General features: G+C 34.3%; 20 protein-coding genes. 4 read left to right on the forward strand and 16 right to left on the reverse strand.

Annotated elements, in window-relative coordinates:
- Positions 1–121: 121 nt before the first annotated feature.
- From AAGD45_RS06130 to AAGD45_RS06185, 12 genes are all read right to left on the reverse strand, one after another.
- Positions 122–418, reverse strand: coding sequence for a type II toxin-antitoxin system RelE/ParE family toxin (locus AAGD45_RS06130; protein ID WP_341760859.1), 297 nt, complete (start codon positions 416–418; stop codon positions 122–124).
- Complete coding sequence (locus AAGD45_RS06135; RefSeq protein WP_341760858.1) at positions 408–659, reverse strand: type II toxin-antitoxin system Phd/YefM family antitoxin; 252 nt, start codon at positions 657–659, stop codon at positions 408–410. The genes AAGD45_RS06130 and AAGD45_RS06135 overlap by 11 nt, the downstream gene beginning before the upstream one ends.
- 72 nt (positions 660–731) lie before the next feature.
- Entirely contained in the window at positions 732–2,579 is a 1,848-nt protein-coding gene (locus AAGD45_RS06140) for a phage terminase large subunit family protein (RefSeq protein ID WP_341760857.1), read from the reverse strand.
- Between the two features lie 33 nt (positions 2,580–2,612).
- On the reverse strand, positions 2,613–3,077 hold the full coding sequence (locus AAGD45_RS06145; protein ID WP_341760856.1) for a hypothetical protein: 465 nt from the start codon (positions 3,075–3,077) through the stop codon (positions 2,613–2,615).
- Between the two features lie 252 nt (positions 3,078–3,329).
- Positions 3,330–3,620 carry a hypothetical protein gene (locus tag AAGD45_RS06150; RefSeq protein ID WP_341760853.1) on the reverse strand — a complete coding sequence of 97 codons (291 nt, stop codon included), beginning with the start codon at positions 3,618–3,620 and terminating at the stop codon, positions 3,330–3,332.
- A gap of 214 nt (positions 3,621–3,834) precedes the next feature.
- Positions 3,835–4,278: a hypothetical protein gene (locus AAGD45_RS06155; protein WP_341760852.1), complete on the reverse strand. Its 444-nt coding sequence runs from the start codon at positions 4,276–4,278 to the stop codon at positions 3,835–3,837.
- A gap of 394 nt (positions 4,279–4,672) precedes the next feature.
- Positions 4,673–5,005: a hypothetical protein gene (locus AAGD45_RS06160; protein WP_341761057.1), complete on the reverse strand. Its 333-nt coding sequence runs from the start codon at positions 5,003–5,005 to the stop codon at positions 4,673–4,675.
- 1,385 nt (positions 5,006–6,390) lie between these two features.
- Entirely contained in the window at positions 6,391–8,631 is a 2,241-nt protein-coding gene (locus tag AAGD45_RS06165; protein ID WP_341761058.1) for an AAA family ATPase, read from the reverse strand.
- 8 nt (positions 8,632–8,639) lie between these two features.
- Positions 8,640–9,410: a PD-(D/E)XK nuclease family protein gene (locus AAGD45_RS06170; RefSeq protein WP_341761059.1), complete on the reverse strand. Its 771-nt coding sequence runs from the start codon at positions 9,408–9,410 to the stop codon at positions 8,640–8,642.
- Between the two features lie 2 nt (positions 9,411–9,412).
- Positions 9,413–9,949, reverse strand: a complete 537-nt coding sequence (locus AAGD45_RS06175) for a hypothetical protein (RefSeq protein ID WP_341761060.1) — start codon at positions 9,947–9,949, stop codon at positions 9,413–9,415.
- A gap of 2 nt (positions 9,950–9,951) precedes the next feature.
- Positions 9,952–10,773 carry an ATP-binding protein gene (locus AAGD45_RS06180; protein ID WP_341761061.1) on the reverse strand — a complete coding sequence of 274 codons (822 nt, stop codon included), beginning with the start codon at positions 10,771–10,773 and terminating at the stop codon, positions 9,952–9,954.
- Positions 10,770–11,243 (reverse strand): hypothetical protein, encoded by a 474-nt coding sequence (locus AAGD45_RS06185; RefSeq protein ID WP_341761062.1) that lies wholly within the window; start codon positions 11,241–11,243, stop codon positions 10,770–10,772. The genes AAGD45_RS06180 and AAGD45_RS06185 overlap by 4 nt, the downstream gene beginning before the upstream one ends.
- 316 nt (positions 11,244–11,559) lie before the next feature.
- On the opposite strand from AAGD45_RS06185, the gene AAGD45_RS06190 reads away from it, so the two are divergent.
- From AAGD45_RS06190 to AAGD45_RS06205, 4 genes are all read left to right on the forward strand, one after another.
- Positions 11,560–11,799, forward strand: coding sequence for a hypothetical protein (locus tag AAGD45_RS06190; protein WP_341761063.1), 240 nt, complete (start codon positions 11,560–11,562; stop codon positions 11,797–11,799).
- Positions 11,792–12,103 carry a hypothetical protein gene (locus AAGD45_RS06195; RefSeq protein ID WP_341761064.1) on the forward strand — a complete coding sequence of 104 codons (312 nt, stop codon included), beginning with the start codon at positions 11,792–11,794 and terminating at the stop codon, positions 12,101–12,103. The genes AAGD45_RS06190 and AAGD45_RS06195 overlap by 8 nt, the downstream gene beginning before the upstream one ends.
- A complete protein-coding gene (locus AAGD45_RS06200) occupies positions 12,100–12,351 on the forward strand; it encodes a hypothetical protein (protein WP_341761065.1) in 252 nt (83 codons plus the stop codon). The genes AAGD45_RS06195 and AAGD45_RS06200 overlap by 4 nt, the downstream gene beginning before the upstream one ends.
- Positions 12,352–12,473: 122 nt before the next feature.
- A complete protein-coding gene (locus AAGD45_RS06205) occupies positions 12,474–14,066 on the forward strand; it encodes a recombinase family protein (RefSeq protein WP_341761066.1) in 1,593 nt (530 codons plus the stop codon).
- A 36-nt stretch (positions 14,067–14,102) separates the two neighbouring features.
- Here the strand turns inward: AAGD45_RS06205 and AAGD45_RS06210 are convergent, their stop codons facing one another.
- From AAGD45_RS06210 to AAGD45_RS06225, 4 genes are all read right to left on the reverse strand, one after another.
- Positions 14,103–15,911, reverse strand: coding sequence for an AAA family ATPase (locus AAGD45_RS06210; protein ID WP_341761067.1), 1,809 nt, complete (start codon positions 15,909–15,911; stop codon positions 14,103–14,105).
- A gap of 382 nt (positions 15,912–16,293) precedes the next feature.
- Positions 16,294–16,560 (reverse strand): transposase, encoded by a 267-nt coding sequence (locus AAGD45_RS06215; RefSeq protein WP_341760918.1) that lies wholly within the window; start codon positions 16,558–16,560, stop codon positions 16,294–16,296.
- A gap of 20 nt (positions 16,561–16,580) precedes the next feature.
- A complete protein-coding gene (locus AAGD45_RS06220) occupies positions 16,581–16,961 on the reverse strand; it encodes a transposase (protein WP_341760917.1) in 381 nt (126 codons plus the stop codon).
- 94 nt (positions 16,962–17,055) lie between these two features.
- On the reverse strand, positions 17,056–22,473 hold the full coding sequence (locus AAGD45_RS06225) for a pentapeptide repeat-containing protein (protein ID WP_341761068.1): 5,418 nt from the start codon (positions 22,471–22,473) through the stop codon (positions 17,056–17,058).
- Positions 22,474–22,529: the final 56 nt, after the last annotated feature.

Consider the following 22,529-nt stretch of genomic DNA (forward strand, 5'->3'; position numbering starts at 1 on the left):
AGAACGAGAGTACCACTTCACCTCCTTACTAATGCCACTTATAACAACTAATATCAAAAAATCTGCGGAAGTCAGGAGGCGGCAATGCATAATATATCGAGGTTTTTTTAAATTCCCGTACTTACTTGTTTTTTTCCAGCCTAGAAGTTAATTGTTTATATACTTCGTTACGGTTTCTTTTCCCTATGCTTAAAACAAGTACTGTTATTCGTATGTCATCAACCTCATAAACTAACCTATATCCTGCAGACTTTAGCTTTATTTTATATAAATTAGTCCCTCCACTTAGGGCATCTTTTGGTATATGAGGATTAATTAATCTGCTTGATAATTTCTTTTTAAATTGTTGTTTAATAACTTCACCTAATTTATCCCATTCTTTCTTTGCAGCAGGAACAAATTCAAGTTTATAAATCATTTAGATCAACTGCTATAGCTTCTTTCTTTTCTTTTAGTCTTTCTTCAGCAAGTTTAAGTAAATCTCTATCATCTAATATTTCAACCATTTGTTCGTATAGTTCAGCTGGAACTAAATAAGCCGTTGGTTTATTATGATTCAATAAAGCAATAGGCTCACCACTAGACTTAGCAAGCAATGCTGTAGGACTTTTTTTAAATTCTGATATACTGGCAGTAAGATTAGTATAAATATGATTCATTGTTATACCATGATTAATATTTAATTATATACCTATTATAGTACTTAATTTAGGTTTTAACAATATTTTAATCTACCAATTTTTGACAAAGCTAGTTGTTTTTCTGATTGGCTTGATAAAGTTTAAACTCAGCTTTTTCTCAGTTTCTTTAACTTCTACTTTTGTTGTTTGCTCAAGCATTTTATTTGCTAAAAGTTCTAAATTTGGGTTTAGTATGTACAAGGCTGCTAAGGCATAAACCCTGCAATCAAGTGCCTCATTACGTTTACCAGCTGGCTTCTCCCATTTGCGGGTTGGAAAGCCTTTATTATAATAAGTAACGATTTTCTCTGCCGTTAGTTGTTTAAAATATTCAGCATCATAATTTATTGGGAAATGACAATATCCCGGCCCTAGTTCAGTAATTTTTAACCGGCTGTAGATCATTTCTTTGGCTGTATCAGTGCCAATGGAAAACAACTTAACTCGCATTCTATTGGCAATTGATGGTCTACTAACCAAGGCTTTACCTGCTATTGATGAACCCTTTATGGCAAATATCCTACGTAACTGTCTTTTCTTACAGTATGCATAAACTGCTTGGGTGTGATGACCGCCTGAATCAACACAAACTGAGGCAATCCTAAGGTTAATGCCGCTTTGGTGTTTAATGTTCTGCTCTAGGATGTTATCAAGATCGTCCCATATCTCACTCCTAGCAGGATCACCATAGATTACTCTATAATCAAGCGACCAGCTTTCTTCTTTTACACCCCAACCAACTATTTCCACTTCAAGTCGATCATTTTGTACGTCTACACCAGCAGTAATAATAACAACACCGTTAGGTACAACATTGCCCCAATTTTCTTTTCTCGATAATAGTGAAGTCTCATCTACCTTATCTCCTCCTTCCTCCCAAGTTTCACCAAGACTGGTATTAACCCAAGTCTTTAAGGTTTCAGGCATCATTTTCGCTTTCAGGAATTCTGCCGTCATTCTAGCCCAAGTAACCCAAGGCGAATAGATCTCGCTTAAATGAAAACCAGCAATGTTGTTACTTTCTCCTTTAGCTTCAGATATCCACTCGCCACGCTGCAGCATCGACATTTTATCATTATCGTGCAGAATGCAGCCATTTACCTCACAAACATAATGTGCTTCTTCAGGTTTGTCTTTAGGCCACCGTACTTGAGGCCATTTTAAGGTTTGGTACTCACCGCATAATTTACATGGAACATAATAACGTCTTTGATCACTTTGCAGATAAGCCAGTTCTATTCTGCTAAAATATTTGATAGTTGGGGTGGAAGTTAAAATAATTCTTCTATTCCAAAAAGTTGTGGCTCTTTTTTTGGCTAAATTAACTGGATCTCCTTCTGAACCACTACTAGCAGGATAACGATCTACCTCATCACATAGCACAATCCTGACTGGCCTGCTTGCCAGTGAAGAAGGTGAGTTACTACCAGCCATGGTAATGTGTCCACCCGGAAAACGCTTGTATAAGATCTTATTGCCGGAATCTCTACTTTTTGGGTCTTTGACTAAGTTCTTAAACACCTCACTATCACGCAGCATAGGAGTTAAACGATCCGTTGACCAGCTTTCTGCTAGCTTTTCAGTAGGTTGCACTATCAGCATTGGTGCTGGGTCTTGATGAATATGATAGCCAACAATATTATTGATCACTTCGGTTTTACCAACTTGTGCTGATGACATTACTACGATCATCTCTATTTTAGGATCATTTACTGCATCCATGATTTCACGCTGATACGGAGTCTTACTAGTATGCCAGCTGCCCGGCTCAGCCGAAGACTCACTTGACAGCTTACGGTAATTATCAGCCCACTGGCTTACGCTTAACTTTGGTGGTGGTGCTACTAGTTTGGCTATTTTCTTGGTAATCTGACTCCAAATTATTTGGCTTGTTGGCATAATGGGATTGTTGCAAGATGAAAATTTTTTGAATCAGTTTACAACAGTCCCATAATTGCTAAGTTCCAAAAGTGCCTTATGTATCTCCGCCTCTAAGCAATGCACAATGGCTACAAAATCATTATCAAGTACTATTATTTGCCTAGCTATATTGTTTGGAAGACTTAGCATCCTAGCTCTAAAGGCAATGATCAAATTAGACCAATGAAGCTCCACCTCACCGCTAGCTAAGTATTTGCCTTCTAGTATCTGTACTTCTAATTCTGCTTTATCAGCTTGAGCTTTAAGTAATCGTAGTTTTTGGGCGTTTAAATTATCAGAGGTATTTTTGCCAACTGACCTTGATTCAAGATACCGTGCATAAGACTTTATGCAGTCAGCTAAATCATACTTACCAGCTACTGGAGCAGGCAGTATAGCTTCCTTAACCAATTGTTGCACTCTACGTTCACTTAATTGCAAAGCTTTGGCAATGTCTGATACTTTATGGTTATTCATTAAACTAAATACTAACTAATTATATTTTTATATTTCGCTTATTTCGTTTTTTACTACAATTGGTAAAATGTGAGAGCTGTATATTTAAGGGGTTACAGAGCTTTTGTTAAATTAAAAGAAACGAAATATACCAAAAATTTTTATCGCTAGGCAAGGGTCGGGGTGGTCAGTCACCCAGGTTCGACAAGCTTAGAAAGTACCTTGTTTCGTTTCGTTTTTTCCATACTATTTGTTAAATTGCTTCTGTCTCCTTTATTTTGCTGTGTCTAAGGCAAAGTTAAAAGAAGTCGTAAACACCTTATCAAAGCGGCTATTAAAAGTATTAACTGCTGTAGCCTTAAACCCAAACCTTGGGTTAACTTTAGCTTCATGGGTTAGGCTATATAGCCTTTCCAGTCTTTGACTACTACCCCTACGATAAATAGATTTGCCAAGTTTAAATATACTTCTATTCCCCTGTTGATCTCTCAAAGCTTTTGAACTTCTTTGCTTTTTTGGTACATTACTGGTTGGTACAGCAATCATACTGCCACGATATGACACTTTAATTCCACCTTCTTCCTGAATGTAGGCAAAATGAGCCTTATTGGTACTCTTTTGCAGATTTGCTCTTGAACAAGCAATGCTATTTTGTTCAAAGTCAAGTTAACTGCAAATGGTAACTGTTTCTTTTCGATATTATCCATATAACGGGCTATCTTGTTTATATCACTTTTCACATCAATAGTAAAACTCATAACTGCAACCTTTCTAATTTTTAAGCTACTGGACGATATTTAGGATCGTGCAATATTGCAGCAACACCCATTAAAACCCCCTCTCCAAGGTCACCTGTTACTTTAATTGCTGGTCTTACAAACCTCTTATCACCAATATAACCTGCCATAAAAGCAGTAGTATCATCAGGTCTAGTTTTAAGGTAAGCAAAAGTGCCAGTATTCTCCCCAAGCACAGCTCCTATAATCTCTGTATCAAGACAATCAGTAAAGTTAACATTGTCGTTTGAATGTTGCAACCTGATTTGTACATGCCTGTCATCATTCGGATTCACGTTAGCCGCTCCTACCATTACCGTAAAAATACCACTTTCAAAACCTGATACATCCACCGCCTCTACATCAAGTTTATCTACATTAATCGCTACTGGTGCTAACAATTGCTGCAGTTTGCTATTGGTTTTTTCTTCTCTCGTTATTGCCATTTATTCCTCTTTTTCCCTTACGCCAAGCTACCAAGCTTACTATCCCATTCTTGCCTTTTATTATATCCTAAGGTTTATTAACTTGCAATAATTTTTAATTAAAAGTTATTATAAGTTACTACTCACCCCTAGAGTTATGCTGCTTTCAAGGCAAAAAATTTTACTTTAAGTTACATTTTACCAAAATTCTTGCCATCTTCTTTGTTTTTTCTTCTCTTGTTATCGTCATTTATTCCTCTTTTCCCCTTACGCCAAGCTACCAAACCTACTATCCCATTATTACCTTTCATTATACCCTAAGGTTTACCAGCTTGCAATAGCCTAAAACTAAAAGTTACTGCAAGTTACTACTTACCCTTAGAGTTATACTGCTTTCAAGGCAAAAAATGTTACTTTAAGTTACACTTTTGCTAGAATTCTTTAGCCCCTCTTGCCGATAAACCTCAATCAAATCATCTAGTGCCTCACGTAATCTAGTGCTGCCCGCACCTTTAGGCCACTGTGGTATTTGCTTTAGCTCAAATTGCCGCAACGGCAGCTCCAGTAAGCAAAAATGCTCAACTATCTCCTGTGACTTCCTACCAAGCTTAGCAAATATTCGTTGATGAATGCGAGCTGCCTGTACTTGCCTCTCCAACCCCAGCATTTTGCTAAAGTCCTTGTTTGGCTCAATTTGGATTATACCGCTACCACCAAACATGGTTGTTCTTTGGTAATTACAAGCCAAACGATCAGCTACCCTAAACTGCTCATGGTTGATCCCATGCCTCTTACCTTCTGCTACTCCATTTGCCTCATCCTCCAGCCAACAGCGATAAAACCTAGCTACTCATCTTCGAGATAAATATGAGCAGAAATTATGCTATAGAACGTGAGTATTATACGACGAGTGGAGTGTAGAATTAAATTCTCGTTACTGACTACATTTTTTCACCTGTGGAATTTTATAATAAAGAAATACTGATAAAAGTGTACTTTAATGACAAGAGTTTTTATTTGAAACAAAACAATGGTAATACACATAAGAAGCATTATGTTGACTAATTTTTAGTATGTCAAGTAGAAAAGTGATGTTTACATGACTACAAACTTCATTCCAAAACCGCTGCGAACCTGATTCTTTAGACGTTTAAAGCACTTTTTCGTCTCGAAGATGAGTAGCTATTGGTCTTTTGTCGAATTTGTTTAATTCTGTTCTTTCAGTTTTATGATGTTTCATGTTTGTTACCTTGTAAAAATTATTGCAGATCCACTTTGCCAGCAGAAGCAAAAATATATATCTACGGCAGACTTTTTATAAGTCTGCTATATATATTTATATATATACAAAATCCTGCTTTTTTGACCTACCTTGAAAGCCTTGCAGTATAAGGTCTTGCGGGTAGTCCAAAAACGCATTTTTATTTAAAAGCATACTGCTTTTTTGGCTTGCCTTGTATCCCAGTTTCTAAAAGGGTTTGCGGGTAATCCAAAAGAGCAGTGCGTTTTTACTGCATCTTTGCTGCGTTTTTAAATGCATTTTTGCTATCTTCTGAAAGCCTTATAGTATAAGGGTTTGCAGTGTTTTTCAAAAGAGCAGTGCATCTTTACTGCACTTTTAATATCCCCTGAAAGCCTTGTAATATAAGGGTTTGCAGGTAGTCCAAAAAAGCAGTGTTTTTTGCTGCGTCTTTAAAATTTCTGCATCTTTGCTGCACTTTTTAAATTCTATACAAGCCAGTCTTTTAAAAAGTTTTGCAAATATTTCAAAAGAGCAGTACGTTTTTACTGCATCTTTGCTGCACTTTTGACATCCCTTGAAAGCCTTGTAATATAAGGTTTTGCAGGCAGTCCAAAAAAGCAGTACTTTTTTGATGCATCTTTAAATTTCTGCATCTTTGCTGCACGTTTAAAATTCTATACAAGCCAGTCTTTTAAAAAGTTTTGCAGATATTTCAAAAGAGCAGTGCGTTTTTACTGCATCTTTACTGCACTTTTAATATCCCCTGAAGGCCTTGTAATATAAGGGTTTGCAGGTAGTCCAAAAGAGCAGTTTTTTTTGCTGATCTTTTAATTTCTGCATCTTTGCTGCACTTTTGTTTTTTTGGCAATTTTTTGTTCCGTATTTTATCTTCATTTAATCCTCATGCTTTCTTCTAAATCTATGTGCCAAATTTTAGGATTAAGTACATCATCTTTTTTGCCATCACCGTCACGTTTATAATGTGTGGGCAGTATCGCTTTATAGTTTTTGGATATTTCACCAGTGTTGGCATCTATATATTCACCTAAATACATTCTCATCCCTTCAGTACACATAAAACCAAAATTTGCTTTCCCTTCTTTGACAAGTTTTAATCCATAATCTTTTGGATTATCAAAAAACTTAATAAGTCCTTTAGTAGCAGCTGCAGAACAATCATCACAAATAGCTCTTTTATTTCCTAAATCATTAGTATTACGAAACTTTTCACCAAATTGCTTCATTAAAAAAAACTTGCCTTTGATAGCTTCAGATTCAAGCAAATTGAGGATCACCATAACCCTTCTCTGTCGTTCTCTATCAAATAACAAACCACTTTTTTTAAATGCTATTCTTTTATTATTTGAAACAGATTCTTCTACCCATTGTCCATCTTTCTTACAAATGGTTTTAGTTGGTATTTCCTTGCCATTACGCAACTCAAAGATCAGGTGGCGGTCGTTGCTTTCAAGATCAGGCTTATACAGCAAAGCACCAGCGGTGTAATAACCACGCAAACTACTAGCACCGCTAAAAGCTTGAAATGGATCTTCGTCAAACTGAGTTTTAGTGATTTTTTTAGTGTGATGCACTAGTATAATACCAGCATCTAGATTTACTTGGTCTCTTAGTAACTCAATCCTCTTTTGCAAAAAAAATAACATCGCATCATTGTCATTCTCAGTAGCCCCATTTCTGCCGCCATCAAAAACATTACGAATAGGATCAATTGCAATAATGTCTAGTTTATCAGGAAATACCCGCTTAATGTGTTCAGCCAATGCCTCTATCGTTTTTTCATCCAAACTCAACTTTGAATTTGGAGTAATGTATAAATTATCTTTAGCTAGATTAATCAACCCTTCTGATAATTGCATATTTTGCAGTCGCTCCCGCAAGTAATGATAACCAATTTCTGCCTGAAAATAGAAAATCCTCAGTGGTCTTGGTGGCACAAAGCCAATAAATTCCTGACCAGCTGCCATATGCACAAGTAGTGACAACAAAAAGTCGCTTTTTCCAACTTTAGGTGAACCACCAAACACAAGCATGCCACCTAGTGTTAAAATACGTGGGGCAATTAGGTCTTCAGGTAGGCTACTTTTGTCCCCTAAAAGAGACTTAAATGAAAAGCTTTTAATTATAGGCAATTTGCTATTTTCTTTACAGTTTACCTTTTTCGGTTCGCCGTATTTTTGTAAATGCAACTTCCAAAGACCATTAACCGTCTGTTTGATTTTTTCAAGAGACCAAGAAGGGATTACATTAGATAGGTTATAGCTATGAATTTCCTCAATAGCCTCATCCTTGCTAATTAATCCATCATGACAGCGTCGTAACCAATAGCCAATTACCCGGCTTAAATGGTTAAACCTAGTACGCTCACCATTGCCTCCCTCATAAACTTTATTGGTTAGTAAACTATTAAAAGGCAATGTATTATTATTTGGTGGTTTTAAAGTGTTAACAGCAATATTATTACTTAATGCAGGAAAATAGCTAGCACGTGTCATTAGCTCTTCTATTTCATATTCTACTGGATTATACGAGCTAATCTTAACTAGATGATGCTTACCCCCTTTATGGTAAACTGAGCCAGCAACCCTAATTGGTTGATGAGCTGACTTAAAGTGAGTATCACCACCGAAAGCTAAGGCAATTTGGTATCTAAGTTTTAGAAGTTTCTGCAAATCATCACCCGTTACTGCCTTGGTTAATTGCCAATAAATATGTAGCTTGCTATGACCTGAATCAGTAATACCTCCAGACTCAACAACCATAGTTGGCTCACCTAAAGCTGCAGTTAAATCAGTTAGTTTACGTTCAGTATCACCTTCATCAATATCAATAAGCAATGTTTGCATTTGGATGACATCAACACTACCAGCTACTCCAGCTTTAACAACAGTGCCGGGGACAACATAAAAAGCAGAGCTTCGTTGATTAGCTAGCTTTGCAAAATTAGCAGCATGCTCTACCACCTCATCATCAGCCTTTATCCACGTGTTACTTGGTGGTCGGCTGTTGTTATTGCCTTTTTCAGCAAAAGACCTCAATGGTATAAAACCTTCTAAATAGCCGAATACTACGTAAAAGTAAGTTTTTATATAATCTCTTGATGGTTGTAACATAGTTCTCTTTATGACCCCCAACATTTATCTTGGTAATGGCACATTTTACACTCGAAATAATCCTTGCTGGTAAAAGCCCTTGGCAGTAATTCATCAGCTTCTATAGCCCTGATAATATTTACTGCCTTATCACTCATTTTTTGGGCAAGTTCCTCGTCAAATGGTATCAATTCGTGGTAAATTTCTGCATTATCTTTGTTAACAGCTGTAAATAAGCATGGATTCTTTGAAATACTAGGAATAGTCTCTGTCATATAAGCTTGGTACAAAGCAATCTGAGCAGCATAGAGCGGCTTAGACAAGGTTAACCCTTTTTTTACAGTTTCCTTCCATGCTCTATTGTTCATTGATTTTGCTTCCCATAAGGCAGGACAGGTAATATTGATTCCGCTAGGAGCAGTCTTAATAATCCCATCGATATGCCCAGCTATTCGAGTATCAGCTGCCATAAAACCAAATTGCTTACCGTTGTCATCAACAGTAATCAGCTCAAATCCAGCTAGGCGTAACCATCTTGCCGCTAGTTCTTCAAACAAATGCCCGGCTTCAAAGATACGAAGTGTTTGACCGCTAAAGCCTGAAGCTTCATGATGTACAGCACTAAGATATTCATACTGCAACGCTCTACTACAAGGATGACCAAGGCTAGAAGCACCTAAATACTTACGTTTTGGCAGCGTTTTTCTTTCTAATGTTAAAGCTTGGTTCAACAATAGATTCAACTGCTCATTAATAGTACTACTGACAGGTGTATTGATTGGCCTATTAAAATCCAGCATAATCAGCCCCAACTTGGTATATTACTAAGACCCATTACAGCAACATAATCCTTATGCTCTAGACCAATGGCACATTTGATCACGTTTCTATTATTACCTTCCTGATCTTGTTCAACATCTATTTTAACCACAAACTCCAGTCCATTAAGGTCAGCAAAACTGTCAATTTTTCTAGCAGTTTGTGCAGCTTCACAATTATCCTTATCACTAAACCCCTTAGCTGAATTTAAGATAGAGCGGATAAAACTGCGACCCATAGCACCCCAGCGATTATTGTTTTTCTCGCTGTAAAGACCAATTAGTTGCCATATTTTGTAACCTATATATTTTTCATCTAATTTTCCTTGTAAAATTGTAAATGCACAGTTAAGATAAACAGCCCCGCTTGCTAAATTCTGAGTAGCATAACCCAAAGTCCAACCTTGTTCTAGGTCATCATAACCACCCATCTTAATTCGTAAAGCAACCTTAGCTATAGTCCCAACTGGGATTAGTTCAAAATTAAACTGTTCAATATTATTAAAATCGTAAAAGCTCATAATTATTTTCCTCCTGTTGTTATTCTTGTTGCTGATTTAATTTTTTCCATTAATTTGCCAAGGTCAGCTGGTTCGATCATTGCTAATTTGCCTGATCGGTCTTTGGCAGGATAACCATATGGATTGTTGGTATGGTTAATAAAAGCCCGGTAAGTTGAATTATCTTGTGCTTTAAGCTCTGCCATAGTAATGACCTGATCAACTATACCCGGTAGCTCATTTGCCGTTTTGCTACCATCTATTTGCAGAGCAAAATTCTTGCGGTTTAAATCATCAAATTTTTCCTCTAAAATTCCAACAAACCAAATATTCTTACTTCTGCTATGCTGTAAAGTAGTAAGCCAGCTAATCATTTCTTGTCCATGCAGCCCATAGGCTGAACGCATATCTTCTTTGCCGGTTTTATCGCTAATTACCTGTGGCTGTCCCTTACACCATTGCAAACACAATCGACCTGCAACAGTAATGGAATCAATGAAGATAGTCTGATATTTATCCAACATTGCAGCTTCCCCAAAGCGTTTGCAAACATCTTGATAATGAGCATTACTGTAAACAAAACCATCACGAACTGCTGGATTAACACCACCAATAAATACTGCAAGGTCTCGACATTCTTGCCAAGTGCGAGGTCTAATAGTATCTCCTTGCCAACCTTCTACTGCTAAATCACCTACCTCTAGATCAAGGAATAAAGTGTTATCTTTTGGCAATGTCCAAAGTAAACTGGTTTTACCTACTCCGTAACCACCAAAAATACAGCCCTTAATACCTCTTGTTTCAGCTAAGCGTTCATCGGCACTGATAATAGGCAGCTTGCTCATAATGCTACCTCCTGATCCAGTCTGTTTAGTTTATAGATCGGCTTACCCAGCTTTAAAGTTCGAGCAGGTTCAAAAATCTTCTTAATTGTGCTAGACCAACTGTTATACTCAGCCTCTAGTACATTGTAGTAGGTTTCAACGAAGTCACTTAAATTCCCTCCGTTAATTAAAATATCAGTAGCAATTTTTGCCAACTTCTGCTGATCCCATTCAACCTTTTTAACAACATCGCAACTAATCTTAAAGCCATTATCCTCGAGATGTATAACGCCCGTATCTTTCTCAAGACGTAGCCTTTTAGCTCTAATATGTTCCCCATACTTTAAGCTAATGGCATACAAAAGCCATTCTCTAGCTTTTTTTGCTTGCTCAAGTTGCTCTAATACTTGCTGCAATAACTGGTACAAATCTTGTATTTGGTATTTTGCTAGCGAGCCAATTGGTATGTGTAAAACATTATCTTTATTCATTATTAATCTCCTATTTGAAATATAAAACGGTCTTAATAGGATTCCTTGAATTTTCAATTTTTGCAACCTTAAGTTATTAAAAATAACTTGTTTAAACCGGATATCTAGCATAGATCAAGCAAAAAGCTCTTTAATTTAAAAGAACATTTTTCCACAGATTTATAATTTTAAATTACAGTATCCATAATTAGAAATCAGTCCATGACTCAGTACGTTTCTAAAACTCGTATGCAGAACTTTTTATTTAACAAGAAATACTTTTTTATACATAACAATTAGCTAGGTTTTATAACCTACAATTAAAATTAATAAGATTATGAAACTTTCAACTTGGATGTCAGTAAATAAAATAAAGCCTACTGCAGCTGCTCGCTTATTTGAAACAACTCATGCCCATATTTACAGATATCTTTATGAAACAGCTATTCCAAGAGAAAAAATTATGTTGAAGATTTTTATAACTACTCGAGGAGCTGTAACACCAAACGATTTTTACGGAACTACGGATGAATTTCTTGAACAAGAATTATTAAAAGAATTAAAACAAGATGACTAATGACATTAAACACAGTCTTCAAACTATCCTAGCACTTGACCTTGGCACGACCCTAGGCTGGGCAATACGATATCCAACAGGTCGTATTACCTTTGATACAATCACTTTCAAGCTAAAGCGATTTGAAGGAGGAGGCATGCCATATTTACGTTTTAAGCAATTTACAGGTAAAGGCAATGCTTCAAAACAGGAAGTAATTAAGGCAGTTAAACGCAAAGGTTTTACTACAGAAGACCATAATGAAGCTGATAGCTTAGCATTGCTGGATTTAATTTTATCGAAATATAATGAAGAAGAATTATGATAAATAGATTACCAAACGCTGATTTAGGTGATAAAAAGCCTCATAAAAATATTAAAGCTAGAAGATCAAGAGAAGAAATTTTTAACTGTTTAGCTAACTGTATTCGTAATGCTCATGATGAAGATATAAGTGAGGAGGAGTCAAGGAAATTAGCAAGAAACTTTATAAATTTTTGCCAAAAATTTGTAGAGATTCAAGTTAGGTTAGAAAAGGAGAAAGAACTAAAAAATTACTTAAATCAAAATTGACTTTCTAAATTTTTTTTTAAAGATAATAAGTTATTTGTAAATTAAAGATTGAAAAGTTAGTTTTAAATGCTAATATTAATGGACATAAATAAATATAGAAAATTCTGTGGAGGACTCTATTAATGATTGATCGTTATAAAGCTACCAAAGCAATTATCTTATCACGTGTTTCATCAAAAGATCAACAAGAAGGTTATTCTCTTGAGGTACAAACTGATAGATTGGAAAAATATTGTGAGCGTAAGGGGTTATTTATTTTAGACCGCTTTAAGCTTGTTGAATCATCGACCAAAGGTGATCGTAAACATTTTATGGAAATTATCAAATTTATAAAAAAGCAACGTGAGCCTATTGCTTTTGTAGCTGATAAAGTTGATCGTATTCAAAGAAGCCAAAAAAAAACGCCTATTTTAGATGATCTAATAAGGCAAGGCAAGTTAGAACTACATTTTAACAGTGAGGGTTATGTAATCCATCAGCATTCCAGCGCACATGAATTAATGATGTGGGGTATGAGTGTTGTATTTGCCAAATCTCATACTGATTTGCTTAGCGAGAATGTTAGGAAAAGTTTTAAACAAAAAATAGAAGTACATGGAGAGTGGTATGGTCCAGCTCCTATTGGCTATGTAAATAAACGGGATGAAAGGGGGAGAGGACTAATAGTGGTAGACCCAGTGAGTGGTCCAATAATAAAAAAAATCTTTGAAACTTATGCTACAGGAGTTTATACTTTGTCTGAAATGGTAACCAAGGCTAGAGAGTGGGGTTTAAGGAGTAAAAAGGGTTTTCATTTTACTAAATCACCTTTGCACCGACTTTTACAAAATCCATTTTATTACGGAGAAATGAGGATTAAAGAAGAATTATGGCCTCATAAGTATGAACCACTTACCACAAGAGAGATTTTTATGACATGCGAAACAGTAAGAAATGGTTGGAATAAAACACCTTTTCAATATAGAGGTAAAGAATTTTTATTTAGGGGTATTCTCAAATGTGCTGTTACTGATAAACTAATTACTGCTGATACTAAAACCAAAAGATACAAGAATGGTAAAGTATCAGAATGGACTTATTTACGTACTTGGGATCCACAAAATCCTGAAAAGATGATTTGGGTCAGAGAAGATCAAATAGTGCTGCAGCTTGAAGAAGTACTGAAAAGCTTAAAAATTAAAGATACTGAAATATTAAAACAGACGATGGAATATCTTATGAATGTTAATCACGGAAAGGCACATGAATTTAATCGTGAAGTTGGTGCATTAAAGCAAGAACATACCCAAATTCAAAATAAACTTGACTCAATTGTAGACTTAGTTACAGAAGGGGTTTTAACTAGGGAAGAATTTTTGCGTAAGAAAACACAATTAAGAGATAGGCAATATGAATTAAGTGAATTGATTAAAAGTTATGACAAGGTAGATGACAAATTATCAAAAAAGCTTGTAGACCTGATAAGTATTACTACAAACGCTTATGAAACTTTTAGGGATTCGACGATAGCTGAAAAACGGGAATTATTAAATTTTATGTTTGCGAACCTAAATCTTAATGGTCAGAAACTAGAGTACGCTCTAGCTTTTCCCTTCACAGAACTAGCAAAATTAACCAATTGTCCCATTTGGCGGGGCGTAGTGGACAATTTCAGAACCAAAATTGAAATAAAAATGCTCATAACACATTATCGCTCTCAGGAATTTATTAAATGACAATTATATTAATATTAATTAATATAATTGCAATAATTAGCGTTCTGTCACCTGATATTGTAAATCCATATTTTTACCACAAAAAGCCATGCAGATTTTTAGTATTTGCTTAACATATTGATACTGTCTTATTTTTACATCGTATTGCTTATCTATGATCTGTTTTAATCCCATTTGGGCTACCAAGGCTAAATCTTCTGCATTTTTGGCTATCTTATACTCAATAATAATTGCCTTATCTCCTTTACTAGATTTTGGAATCATGATAATATCAGCTCTTCCACTTCCTGACTCCTGTTCACTTGCTATTATGTAGCTAGGTGATAATATATTAACAAGTCCTAGCATAAAGCCACTATAAAATAACTCTGCTTTCTTTTCTCCCGTTTGATAAAAACTGGTAGAATTTACCAACAATTCTTGTAACCGTTCTTTAAATTCTTCTATTTTACCTGCTGCTAATAAACTGATAAAAGAGTAATATCTAGAACTATCAATTTTTAACTGACTAGTAACCCATTGGAGCATCCTTGCTTTATATATATATCTTACTTCTCGATTTGGTGCTGACAATTCATATATATTTTCTTCTGAATTTTGAACTGTAGGGTTTAAATAACCGCTGAACAGTAATAAACTGAGCAATCCTACTGGTTTGTTAATATCAGCAAAACTAATTTGTTTAGTAATAGGTGAGACAATACTTTTTCCAGCAGCTAAGATCTGTAAATCTTCCTGCATTTCGTCTGACAATAATGCTTTATCCACAAGACCTGTGCCTCCACTATCTAGCCAATAATAATCAAGCTTACCTTTATGTGCTAAACATTGCATTATTGACCACGGATTGTAAATTACCTCTCCACCAAATGTATAACCATTATACCAATCCTTAATTTGTTCAGTATTAGTGTCAAGCGGTACTTTTGTAAGCAAATCATCTACCTCTGCTTGAGTGAAACCATAGAACTTAGAGAAATCATCATCAAGTAAGGTATATTCAGTAACATTATTCAAGTCTGAGAACAAATTAGCTTTAGCAACCCGTAATATGCCAGTAATTATGCCTTTTTCTAAGTAAGGATTAGTTTTTAGACTACTACCAAATATGCCACGAAATAGTTCAAGTACTTGTTCAAATTCTTCTGATTTATCACCAAATTTAATATATGAACTATTAATCGGTGTATCATACTCATCGATCAATATATAAACTTTTTGATTAAAGTGCTTAAACAGTAGTTTACTTAAGAAAGATAAACTAATTTTCAACTGCACTAATTCTACCTTATCTGTACCTGTTAAATAATCTTGAAAATTCTTTTTTTCTTCTACACTAAGTTTATCACTACTTTCTAGATATTTATGATGGTCATAAGCATTTTTAACATTTATCCTTATCCCACTCTCAATTTCTTGATAACTACTACCTTTAACGTCCTTAAAATTTATGGAAATAATAGGAAATTGACCTTGACGCTTCATAGCATTTGTTATATTAGCAATTTTTAACGGTTTCAGTGTTTTAGTCTCACCAAAGCCTGAATCTACTTTTCCACCAACAAACAATTTGATATTGTTCTGATACTCTAGTGCTAATGGATTTCCCTGTCCATCTATTTCGATTTCTAAGAATCTCCTAATCATATCCATGTTCAAGCTCTTACCCCAACGTCTTGGTCGAGTAATTAGGGTGACTTTACCGCTATCTTCTAATAATTCCTTGATCATTAAACTTTTATCAACGAATATATCGCTATTAATTAGCAGATCATAGAAGTCATCACTACCCACTAACATCTTTGGTTGATAATTAATATTATTTTTGCTCTTTTTCTCTGTCATTGTTTTTACGAGTTTCTATTGACTATAATATCATTATACACCTGTTTTATTATCCACTAATAGATATTAGTAAAATTTCTGCTAATCATACTATTTTTTATCAATATTGAAGTCAAATCTAATTTTGGAAAATTAGGAGTCTATTAGGTAATTTAAACTCAAGAATTTTTTCTTTATACTTCATAATTTTACTCCTTGTTGTTTAGACACTGTTAACAAAGGTTTCGAAGATTTATTTTAATAGCAGCAAAAGCAATAAAAGACAGGAAGGAAAGATCATCTTTTTCATAACGAAGTCCAAGACGCCTGTTTTCTTTAATCTTACCAAAAAATCTTTCTATTGCTCCTTCTAACAAACTGTTCTAATAGTTTGTTTATGTTTTTACATAATACGTAGCATTTTGTTTGCTGCTCTTAACTTATATTTTTCCTTGTCATATATAATCTCTATCTTCCTATTCTTTCTTCCGGGAATTACCGGTATATTATTTTGTGAAACAAGATTCTGACGATTTTTATTACTATCATATCCACGATCTTGAATAACACAGCACCCTACAATTCCTGCACTTAACTCTTCTGCCATAGCAATATCATTTCTATTCCCTCCTGTCAGGAATCCTTCTACTATATGCCCTTGTACTGTCATCGTAAGGTGCAGCTTCGTACTCATTCCTCCCTTGCTCTTCCCCTTGCTTTGACTCCCCCTTTTAAGCCGCCGCCATGTCGGTGCACCTTGAATATACTGCTATCTGAGATAACTATATTAATCGTTATCTTCTTGCTACACTGTAGAAGCATTAATATCTTCCACCATATTCCTCTTTCACTACCTCGTTTAAAACGTTGATAGATAGTATGCCAGCAACCATAACATTTTGGTAAATCTCTCCATGGTACGCCAGTTCTCAGCACATACATTATTGCACAAAATACTCTGTAATGACTTATTTGAACAGGTCGACCCTTCCAAATATAATTCTTCTCTATAATTGGCTCTATTTCTTTACGGAAAAAATCAGCCTTAATAGGATATAATCGTTGATCCATATATATCTCCTTTTTAAGACCATTCTATCCTATTCTTACTTTCTTTTCTATACCTTTGTTAACAGTGTCTAATAAGTTTATGATCATAATTACCTTAGTATTCACAATAATTCCCCAATAATTCCTGTAACAAGTTTTGGTCAGAATTACATATGTAGTTAAAATCTTTACTTCCAAATAAATTAGTGAGATAATCGCTCGCGTCTATAGCCTTATTTATGTTAATGTTTAAGTTACTAGCAAGTTTCTTAAGTAATACCGAGTTATTAAGTAATGGATTATCATACTTAATGCCCTCTAGTACATTAACTGATGTATAATCATTTTGAGTTGAAATATCTACTTTAATAGGTTCTTTTATAAACTTACTTTTAACTTTTACTAACTTTAATGCTTTTTGTTCAGCAGCAGCATCTAATTTTTTTTCTAAGAAAGTATGTGGCTTTTTATTATTAATTTTTTTGGAAGCATTAGCTTTGTTAAGGTTAACTGCTTTATTCTCTCGACTACCTATTACATTATCAGCCACTTTAGCTCCTTTTTGCTCAAAAACTCTTTGGTTTTTAGTGGATATAACAGTGTTTTCAATAGTTACATCCTCTACTAATAAAGGAGATTCAGATGCTGATATTTCTTTTATTAGATGCCATACAACTTTCTTTGATTGTGGATTGGTTCTTTTCTCCCATATTTTTAATGTTGCATCATCAGAACCTGAGGCAAGGTATTGACCATCAGGGGAATAGCTTATACAACTGATTTCAGCAATGTGTCCTGTTAGATGTTTAAGTAACCTACCATTTTTAATATCCCATATTTTTATTGCCGAAGAACTTGAGGCAAGGTATTGACCATCAGGGGAATAGCTTAGACACCTACCACTAGTAGTGGACTCTTCTAGATTTTTTAGTAAACTAAAAAATTTAACACCATACCAATCCTTAATATACCATACTTTTACTGTATTGTCATTAGAACATAAAGCAAGGTATTGACCATCAGGGGAATAGCTTACACGCTGAGGACCGTTGGAGTACCCCTCTAGAGTTTTGAGTAACTTACCATTTGTAGCATTCCATATTCTTACTGTTTTATCACAAGAACATGAGGTAAGATATTTACCATCATGAGAATAGCTTATACACTCAACAACATAGGTATGTTTTGTTAGATTATAGAGTAACCTACCATCCTCAACATTCCATATTTTTACTGTGTGGTCATAAGAACCTGAAGCAAGATACTGCCCATCAGGGGAATAGCTTATACACTTGATACTCCAAGCATGTCCCTTTAAATTTTGTAACCTACCATTTTTAATATCCCATATTTTTACTATGTTATCCTGAGAACCTGAGGCAAGGTATTGACCATCAGGGGAATAGCTTATACACTCAACAATGGCGGTGTGTTCTCTGATCTCTTTGAGTAATCTACTATTTTCAACATCCCATATCTTTACTGTTTTATCATAAGAACCTGAAGCAAGATATTTACCATCAGGGGAATAACTTAGACAGTATACAATATTGGTGTGTTCTTTGAAATCTTTGAGTAACCTACCATCCTCAACATTCCATATTTTTACTGTACAATCCTCAGAACCTGAGGCAAGATATTTGCCGTCAGGGGAATAGCTTATACATTTGACACCACCGGTGTGTCCTGTTAAAGTTTGGAATAATTTACTATTCTCGATGTCCCATATTATTACTGTTTTATCCAAAGAACCCGAAGCAAAATATTTGCCATCAGGGGAATAGCTTATACACGTATGTCCCTTTAGATTTTGGACTAATCTATCATTCTTATCATTCTCAGGATTCTCAACATTCCATATTTCTAATATGGGGTTCATATAACAAGAACCTGAGGCAAGCTGTTTTCCATCATGGGAATAGCTTATATACCCTACACCATAGAGTGTATGCCCTTCTAGATTTTGGAGTAACCTACCATCCTTAGCATTCCATATTTTTACTGTGTTATCAGTAGAACCTGAGGCAAGATATTTGCCGTCAGGGGAATATCTTATACACTTGATGTACCAAGTGTGTCCTTCTAGATTTTGGAGTAACTTACCATTCTTAGCATCCCATATTCTTACTATTTTATCATTAGAACCTGAAGCAAGATATTTACCATCAGGGGAATAACTTAAACAGTATACAGGAGCATTATGCTCTAAATCAGGATGTATTGATAACTTAATATCTGTCATATTAGTACCAATAAACTTAGCACCTACTAGATTTGTATTAGTTAAATTAACTTCAGTTAAATCCGCATTGCTAAAATCTACATATTGAAAAATCCCATTTCTGATATTTGCTCCTTTGATAGATATATTACTTAAATCTTCTCCAGAAAATGAATATTGTGATGCTACAAGTAATGTTATGCTATTGGCGGCTAAAGTCACTGCTTTAACAGATTTGTCTTGCTTAGTTACATCAATGGATTCCCTTAAAAAAATTTGTAATTCTTTGTTATAAACCAAGTCATCTGCTATTAATTTGATTAATTCAACATCATTAACTATGCTTTTATTACTAAGTATTTCACTTTTCTTTGATCTTGCAATTTCATCTTTGATTGCTTCAAATAAATAATAATTTTTAAATATAACATGGGCAAATCCTATTTCTACTTCTTGCTTTATTTGAACTTTAGACCCTGAAGTTTTAGTTTCAATTTTTAGCGGCAGAAGCTTTAGTATATGATATAATGCTTGTTGCATGAATAAAGTTGATTCTTCATATCCAAAAGCCTTAAATAACTCACTGTCATCTTTAATCCTAAATTCATTTGGTAAATGTAGCTGCATGGCTATGTATTTACCTAGCTCTTTTAACAGTTGATTTAATTCTAGTTCCTGAGGGGTTTTTTTATGGTCTATATTAAGGTCTAGCAATAATTTGACCATTTCGTCTTGTTGATTTTTGTGTAGTTCTTTTACTCGCGTGCCTTGCTGAATTTTAAGATATTCATCATAAATATCTTGTCTGGTAATAGGTTTTTCTTCCGTTGAAGGTATATGTATTGAAGGTATTGTTTGCATCACAATTGTAAACATAAAACCAGTATCAATCATTGATTCCATTTTTAATTTAGCAATTCTATCTAAATAATATTTTTCATCATGATCTGGATCATTGTTACACTTATCAACATATTTAACATATTGGCTTACATAGTCTTCTAATTTTTGTTCATCACTATAATTAATAGGAGCAATATAACAAACTTCAAGTTGCTTTGACTCAGGCATAAACCAATTATAATCATTATTACTTGGTAAGTAGTCTGTTCTACAAGAAATTAATATTTTAGGATTTTCTAACTTTTTAATATAATCCTTAATTAATACTTCACGACTAGCAGCAATTCCTAATCCTTCGTCAAAACTATCAATATACAAATGGGCATTTTTAAGATCATTAAGTTTAAGATTAGTACCTAGTGCATTATTAATAGAATCTATGATTTTAACTAAATCAATATTACTAGCCAAATTAAAATATATTGGAAGTGGGTCACCAATCTTCCAGTTTTTTACTGCCTCAATAAACTTTAATTGTAGGGTGATACTTTTACCAGCACCAGCTACGCCAAGCAGTAACATTACCTCTTTTTGACTGCCCCAAAAACTATCTATTTTACTGGATAAAATATCGGTTTTTAACTTGGCATACCTATATGGATCAAGTCCGGTACTATAAAGTTCTATGTATAAATTTTCAGTATTTTCTATATTTTGATTGCTGACTAACTTTCTTACTTCTATATCACTTATTAAGTTTTCTATATCTTCATTAATACTTATCGATGATTTGTTACTTTTAAGTCGTTCTTTGATTTTATTGATATAGTGGGTAAAAATAATATTATTTTTATAATTGTCATCACCAACTGCTTTTATTTGTACTATGGCATCTGCGATTGAAATCCTTTGCTTTGGGTCTGGATTTGTTAAGCCGCTACTTAACTTTTTAACCTCCTCTTTACTAACATCTGTGCCACCTTGTATAATACCTTCTATAATTTTACCGCAAGCAAATGACAAGGCTTTCTTAATATCAATAATTCCTTTGTTTTGTTGTAATTCTGGAGCACTAAACTCTTTTGTATGTTGAAAGGAATATTTACGGATATTAAATTTTGTTTTTTCTTCTTCTTTGTCAATTTTAACTATTCCACCAAGATCAATGATTGTCGCCTTCCTTGTATCTGTATCATAAAGAGTATTATCTAGCTTTAGATCTGTCATTGCAACATTCTGCCCTAATAAATCTCGTGTTTTTTGAAACACATCTAATAGATAAGGTTTTTGATATTCCCACTTTTGGTAGTTTGGATTTGCAAACACTTTAGTTGCTGTATTTTGTGGTAGCACTTCCATCATCAAATATCCTTTACGATGATTCTGCCCTACATCTCTATCAGTAACCAACGCCATATCAAAAACACTTGGTGCATATATTATATCTGCTACATCATTGGTAAAATAATCTCTAAGGGTTGTGTCAATAATTTGTTCATAAGATGGCTCTAGAGAGTTAATACTTTTAGTCTTTTTGATACAAATCAAATCACTAGGCTTGGATTTAGCATCAAATAAGCTTAAAGCAAACCTTACTGTACCAAAACCACCTTTACCAATTGTAATCTGTTGTTTTCCTCCTTGTAACTTATCTTTTAGGTAATCACTGCTAGCAACTTCTTTAATAACTTGTTCATTATCACTTAGGTTATTTAGCAGCAAATACATACCACCATCTTCACCCATAATCACTGTACTAGGTAAATTAAACTCCTCTTTATCAAATCTGCTAGTTAAAATTGCTTCCTTCAGTTGATTAAATTTATTCTGATCACTAAAATGATTTTTTAGGGTTTTTAGTGCATCAGTAGTTAGCTTAGTACTATCAACAGCAATGTTTGGGTCTTTCCATAAAAGAAACTCAATTGCTTTTTCTATTTCGGCTTTAATTGGCTTAAATAAATCTTCTTGTAAAATATCTATTGCATCTTCTTCAAACAAGATATCGCCTACTTCAAGCATTTTCTTTGCTATTCGCCAGTCTATTTGGTCATTTTCATTCTCAAATAGCAATTCTTGTACTAGTATACTTATACCATTTATGAATATGTTACGTTCTGCTCCTTTTATAGATTCTGCTTCAACCTTACATGATACATCAAAATAACGTACCCATGGTTTATATAATTCGTCTCCCTGAAAAGCGTTATGCAACTCTCTCATGATCCTATTTGAATCAGATATATACTTTTCAGCCTTAGGATTCTTTAAATTATTTAGGTATTTTATTCCTAAATCCAGTCTCTCATACTTATCTAGGGATGGATCACTTAGTACTTGTTTCAGCAGATTAAATTTCTTTTCATTACTTATATCTTTTGAATCTAAAGTAGTTTTTACTTCATTTATATTTGTTATTTTCCCTTCTACTAGTACTGGAACAACTTCTTGCATTTGTTCTTTAGACATATTCGTACCCCAGCTATAGTAGTTAATTTATATGAAAGTCTTTATATTTTTATTAA

Source organism: Candidatus Tisiphia endosymbiont of Thecophora atra (assembly GCF_964026395.1).
Taxonomy (GTDB): Bacteria; Pseudomonadota; Alphaproteobacteria; order Rickettsiales; family Rickettsiaceae; genus Tisiphia.

Excerpts from the sequence above, each read along its gene's own strand:
- AAGD45_RS06130 (WP_341760859.1), bottom strand. The coding sequence starts at position 418 with ATGATTTATAAACTTGAATTTGTTCCTGCTGCAAAGAAAGAATGGGAT.
- AAGD45_RS06135 (WP_341760858.1), bottom strand. The coding sequence starts at position 659 with ATGAATCATATTTATACTAATCTTACTGCCAGTATATCAGAATTTAAA.
- AAGD45_RS06140 (WP_341760857.1), bottom strand. The coding sequence starts at position 2,579 with ATGCCAACAAGCCAAATAATTTGGAGTCAGATTACCAAGAAAATAGCC.
- AAGD45_RS06145 (WP_341760856.1), bottom strand. The coding sequence starts at position 3,077 with ATGAATAACCATAAAGTATCAGACATTGCCAAAGCTTTGCAATTAAGT.
- AAGD45_RS06155 (WP_341760852.1), bottom strand. The coding sequence starts at position 4,278 with ATGGCAATAACGAGAGAAGAAAAAACCAATAGCAAACTGCAGCAATTG.
- AAGD45_RS06165 (WP_341761058.1), bottom strand. The coding sequence starts at position 8,631 with ATGTTACAACCATCAAGAGATTATATAAAAACTTACTTTTACGTAGTA.
- AAGD45_RS06170 (WP_341761059.1), bottom strand. The coding sequence starts at position 9,410 with ATGCTGGATTTTAATAGGCCAATCAATACACCTGTCAGTAGTACTATT.
- AAGD45_RS06175 (WP_341761060.1), bottom strand. The coding sequence starts at position 9,949 with ATGAGCTTTTACGATTTTAATAATATTGAACAGTTTAATTTTGAACTA.
- AAGD45_RS06180 (WP_341761061.1), bottom strand. The coding sequence starts at position 10,773 with ATGAGCAAGCTGCCTATTATCAGTGCCGATGAACGCTTAGCTGAAACA.
- AAGD45_RS06185 (WP_341761062.1), bottom strand. The coding sequence starts at position 11,243 with ATGAATAAAGATAATGTTTTACACATACCAATTGGCTCGCTAGCAAAA.
- AAGD45_RS06190 (WP_341761063.1), top strand. The coding sequence starts at position 11,560 with ATGAAACTTTCAACTTGGATGTCAGTAAATAAAATAAAGCCTACTGCA.
- AAGD45_RS06195 (WP_341761064.1), top strand. The coding sequence starts at position 11,792 with ATGACTAATGACATTAAACACAGTCTTCAAACTATCCTAGCACTTGAC.
- AAGD45_RS06200 (WP_341761065.1), top strand. The coding sequence starts at position 12,100 with ATGATAAATAGATTACCAAACGCTGATTTAGGTGATAAAAAGCCTCAT.
- AAGD45_RS06205 (WP_341761066.1), top strand. The coding sequence starts at position 12,474 with ATGATTGATCGTTATAAAGCTACCAAAGCAATTATCTTATCACGTGTT.
- AAGD45_RS06210 (WP_341761067.1), bottom strand. The coding sequence starts at position 15,911 with ATGACAGAGAAAAAGAGCAAAAATAATATTAATTATCAACCAAAGATG.
- AAGD45_RS06215 (WP_341760918.1), bottom strand. The coding sequence starts at position 16,560 with ATGACAGTACAAGGGCATATAGTAGAAGGATTCCTGACAGGAGGGAAT.
- AAGD45_RS06220 (WP_341760917.1), bottom strand. The coding sequence starts at position 16,961 with ATGGATCAACGATTATATCCTATTAAGGCTGATTTTTTCCGTAAAGAA.
- AAGD45_RS06225 (WP_341761068.1), bottom strand. The coding sequence starts at position 22,473 with ATGTCTAAAGAACAAATGCAAGAAGTTGTTCCAGTACTAGTAGAAGGG.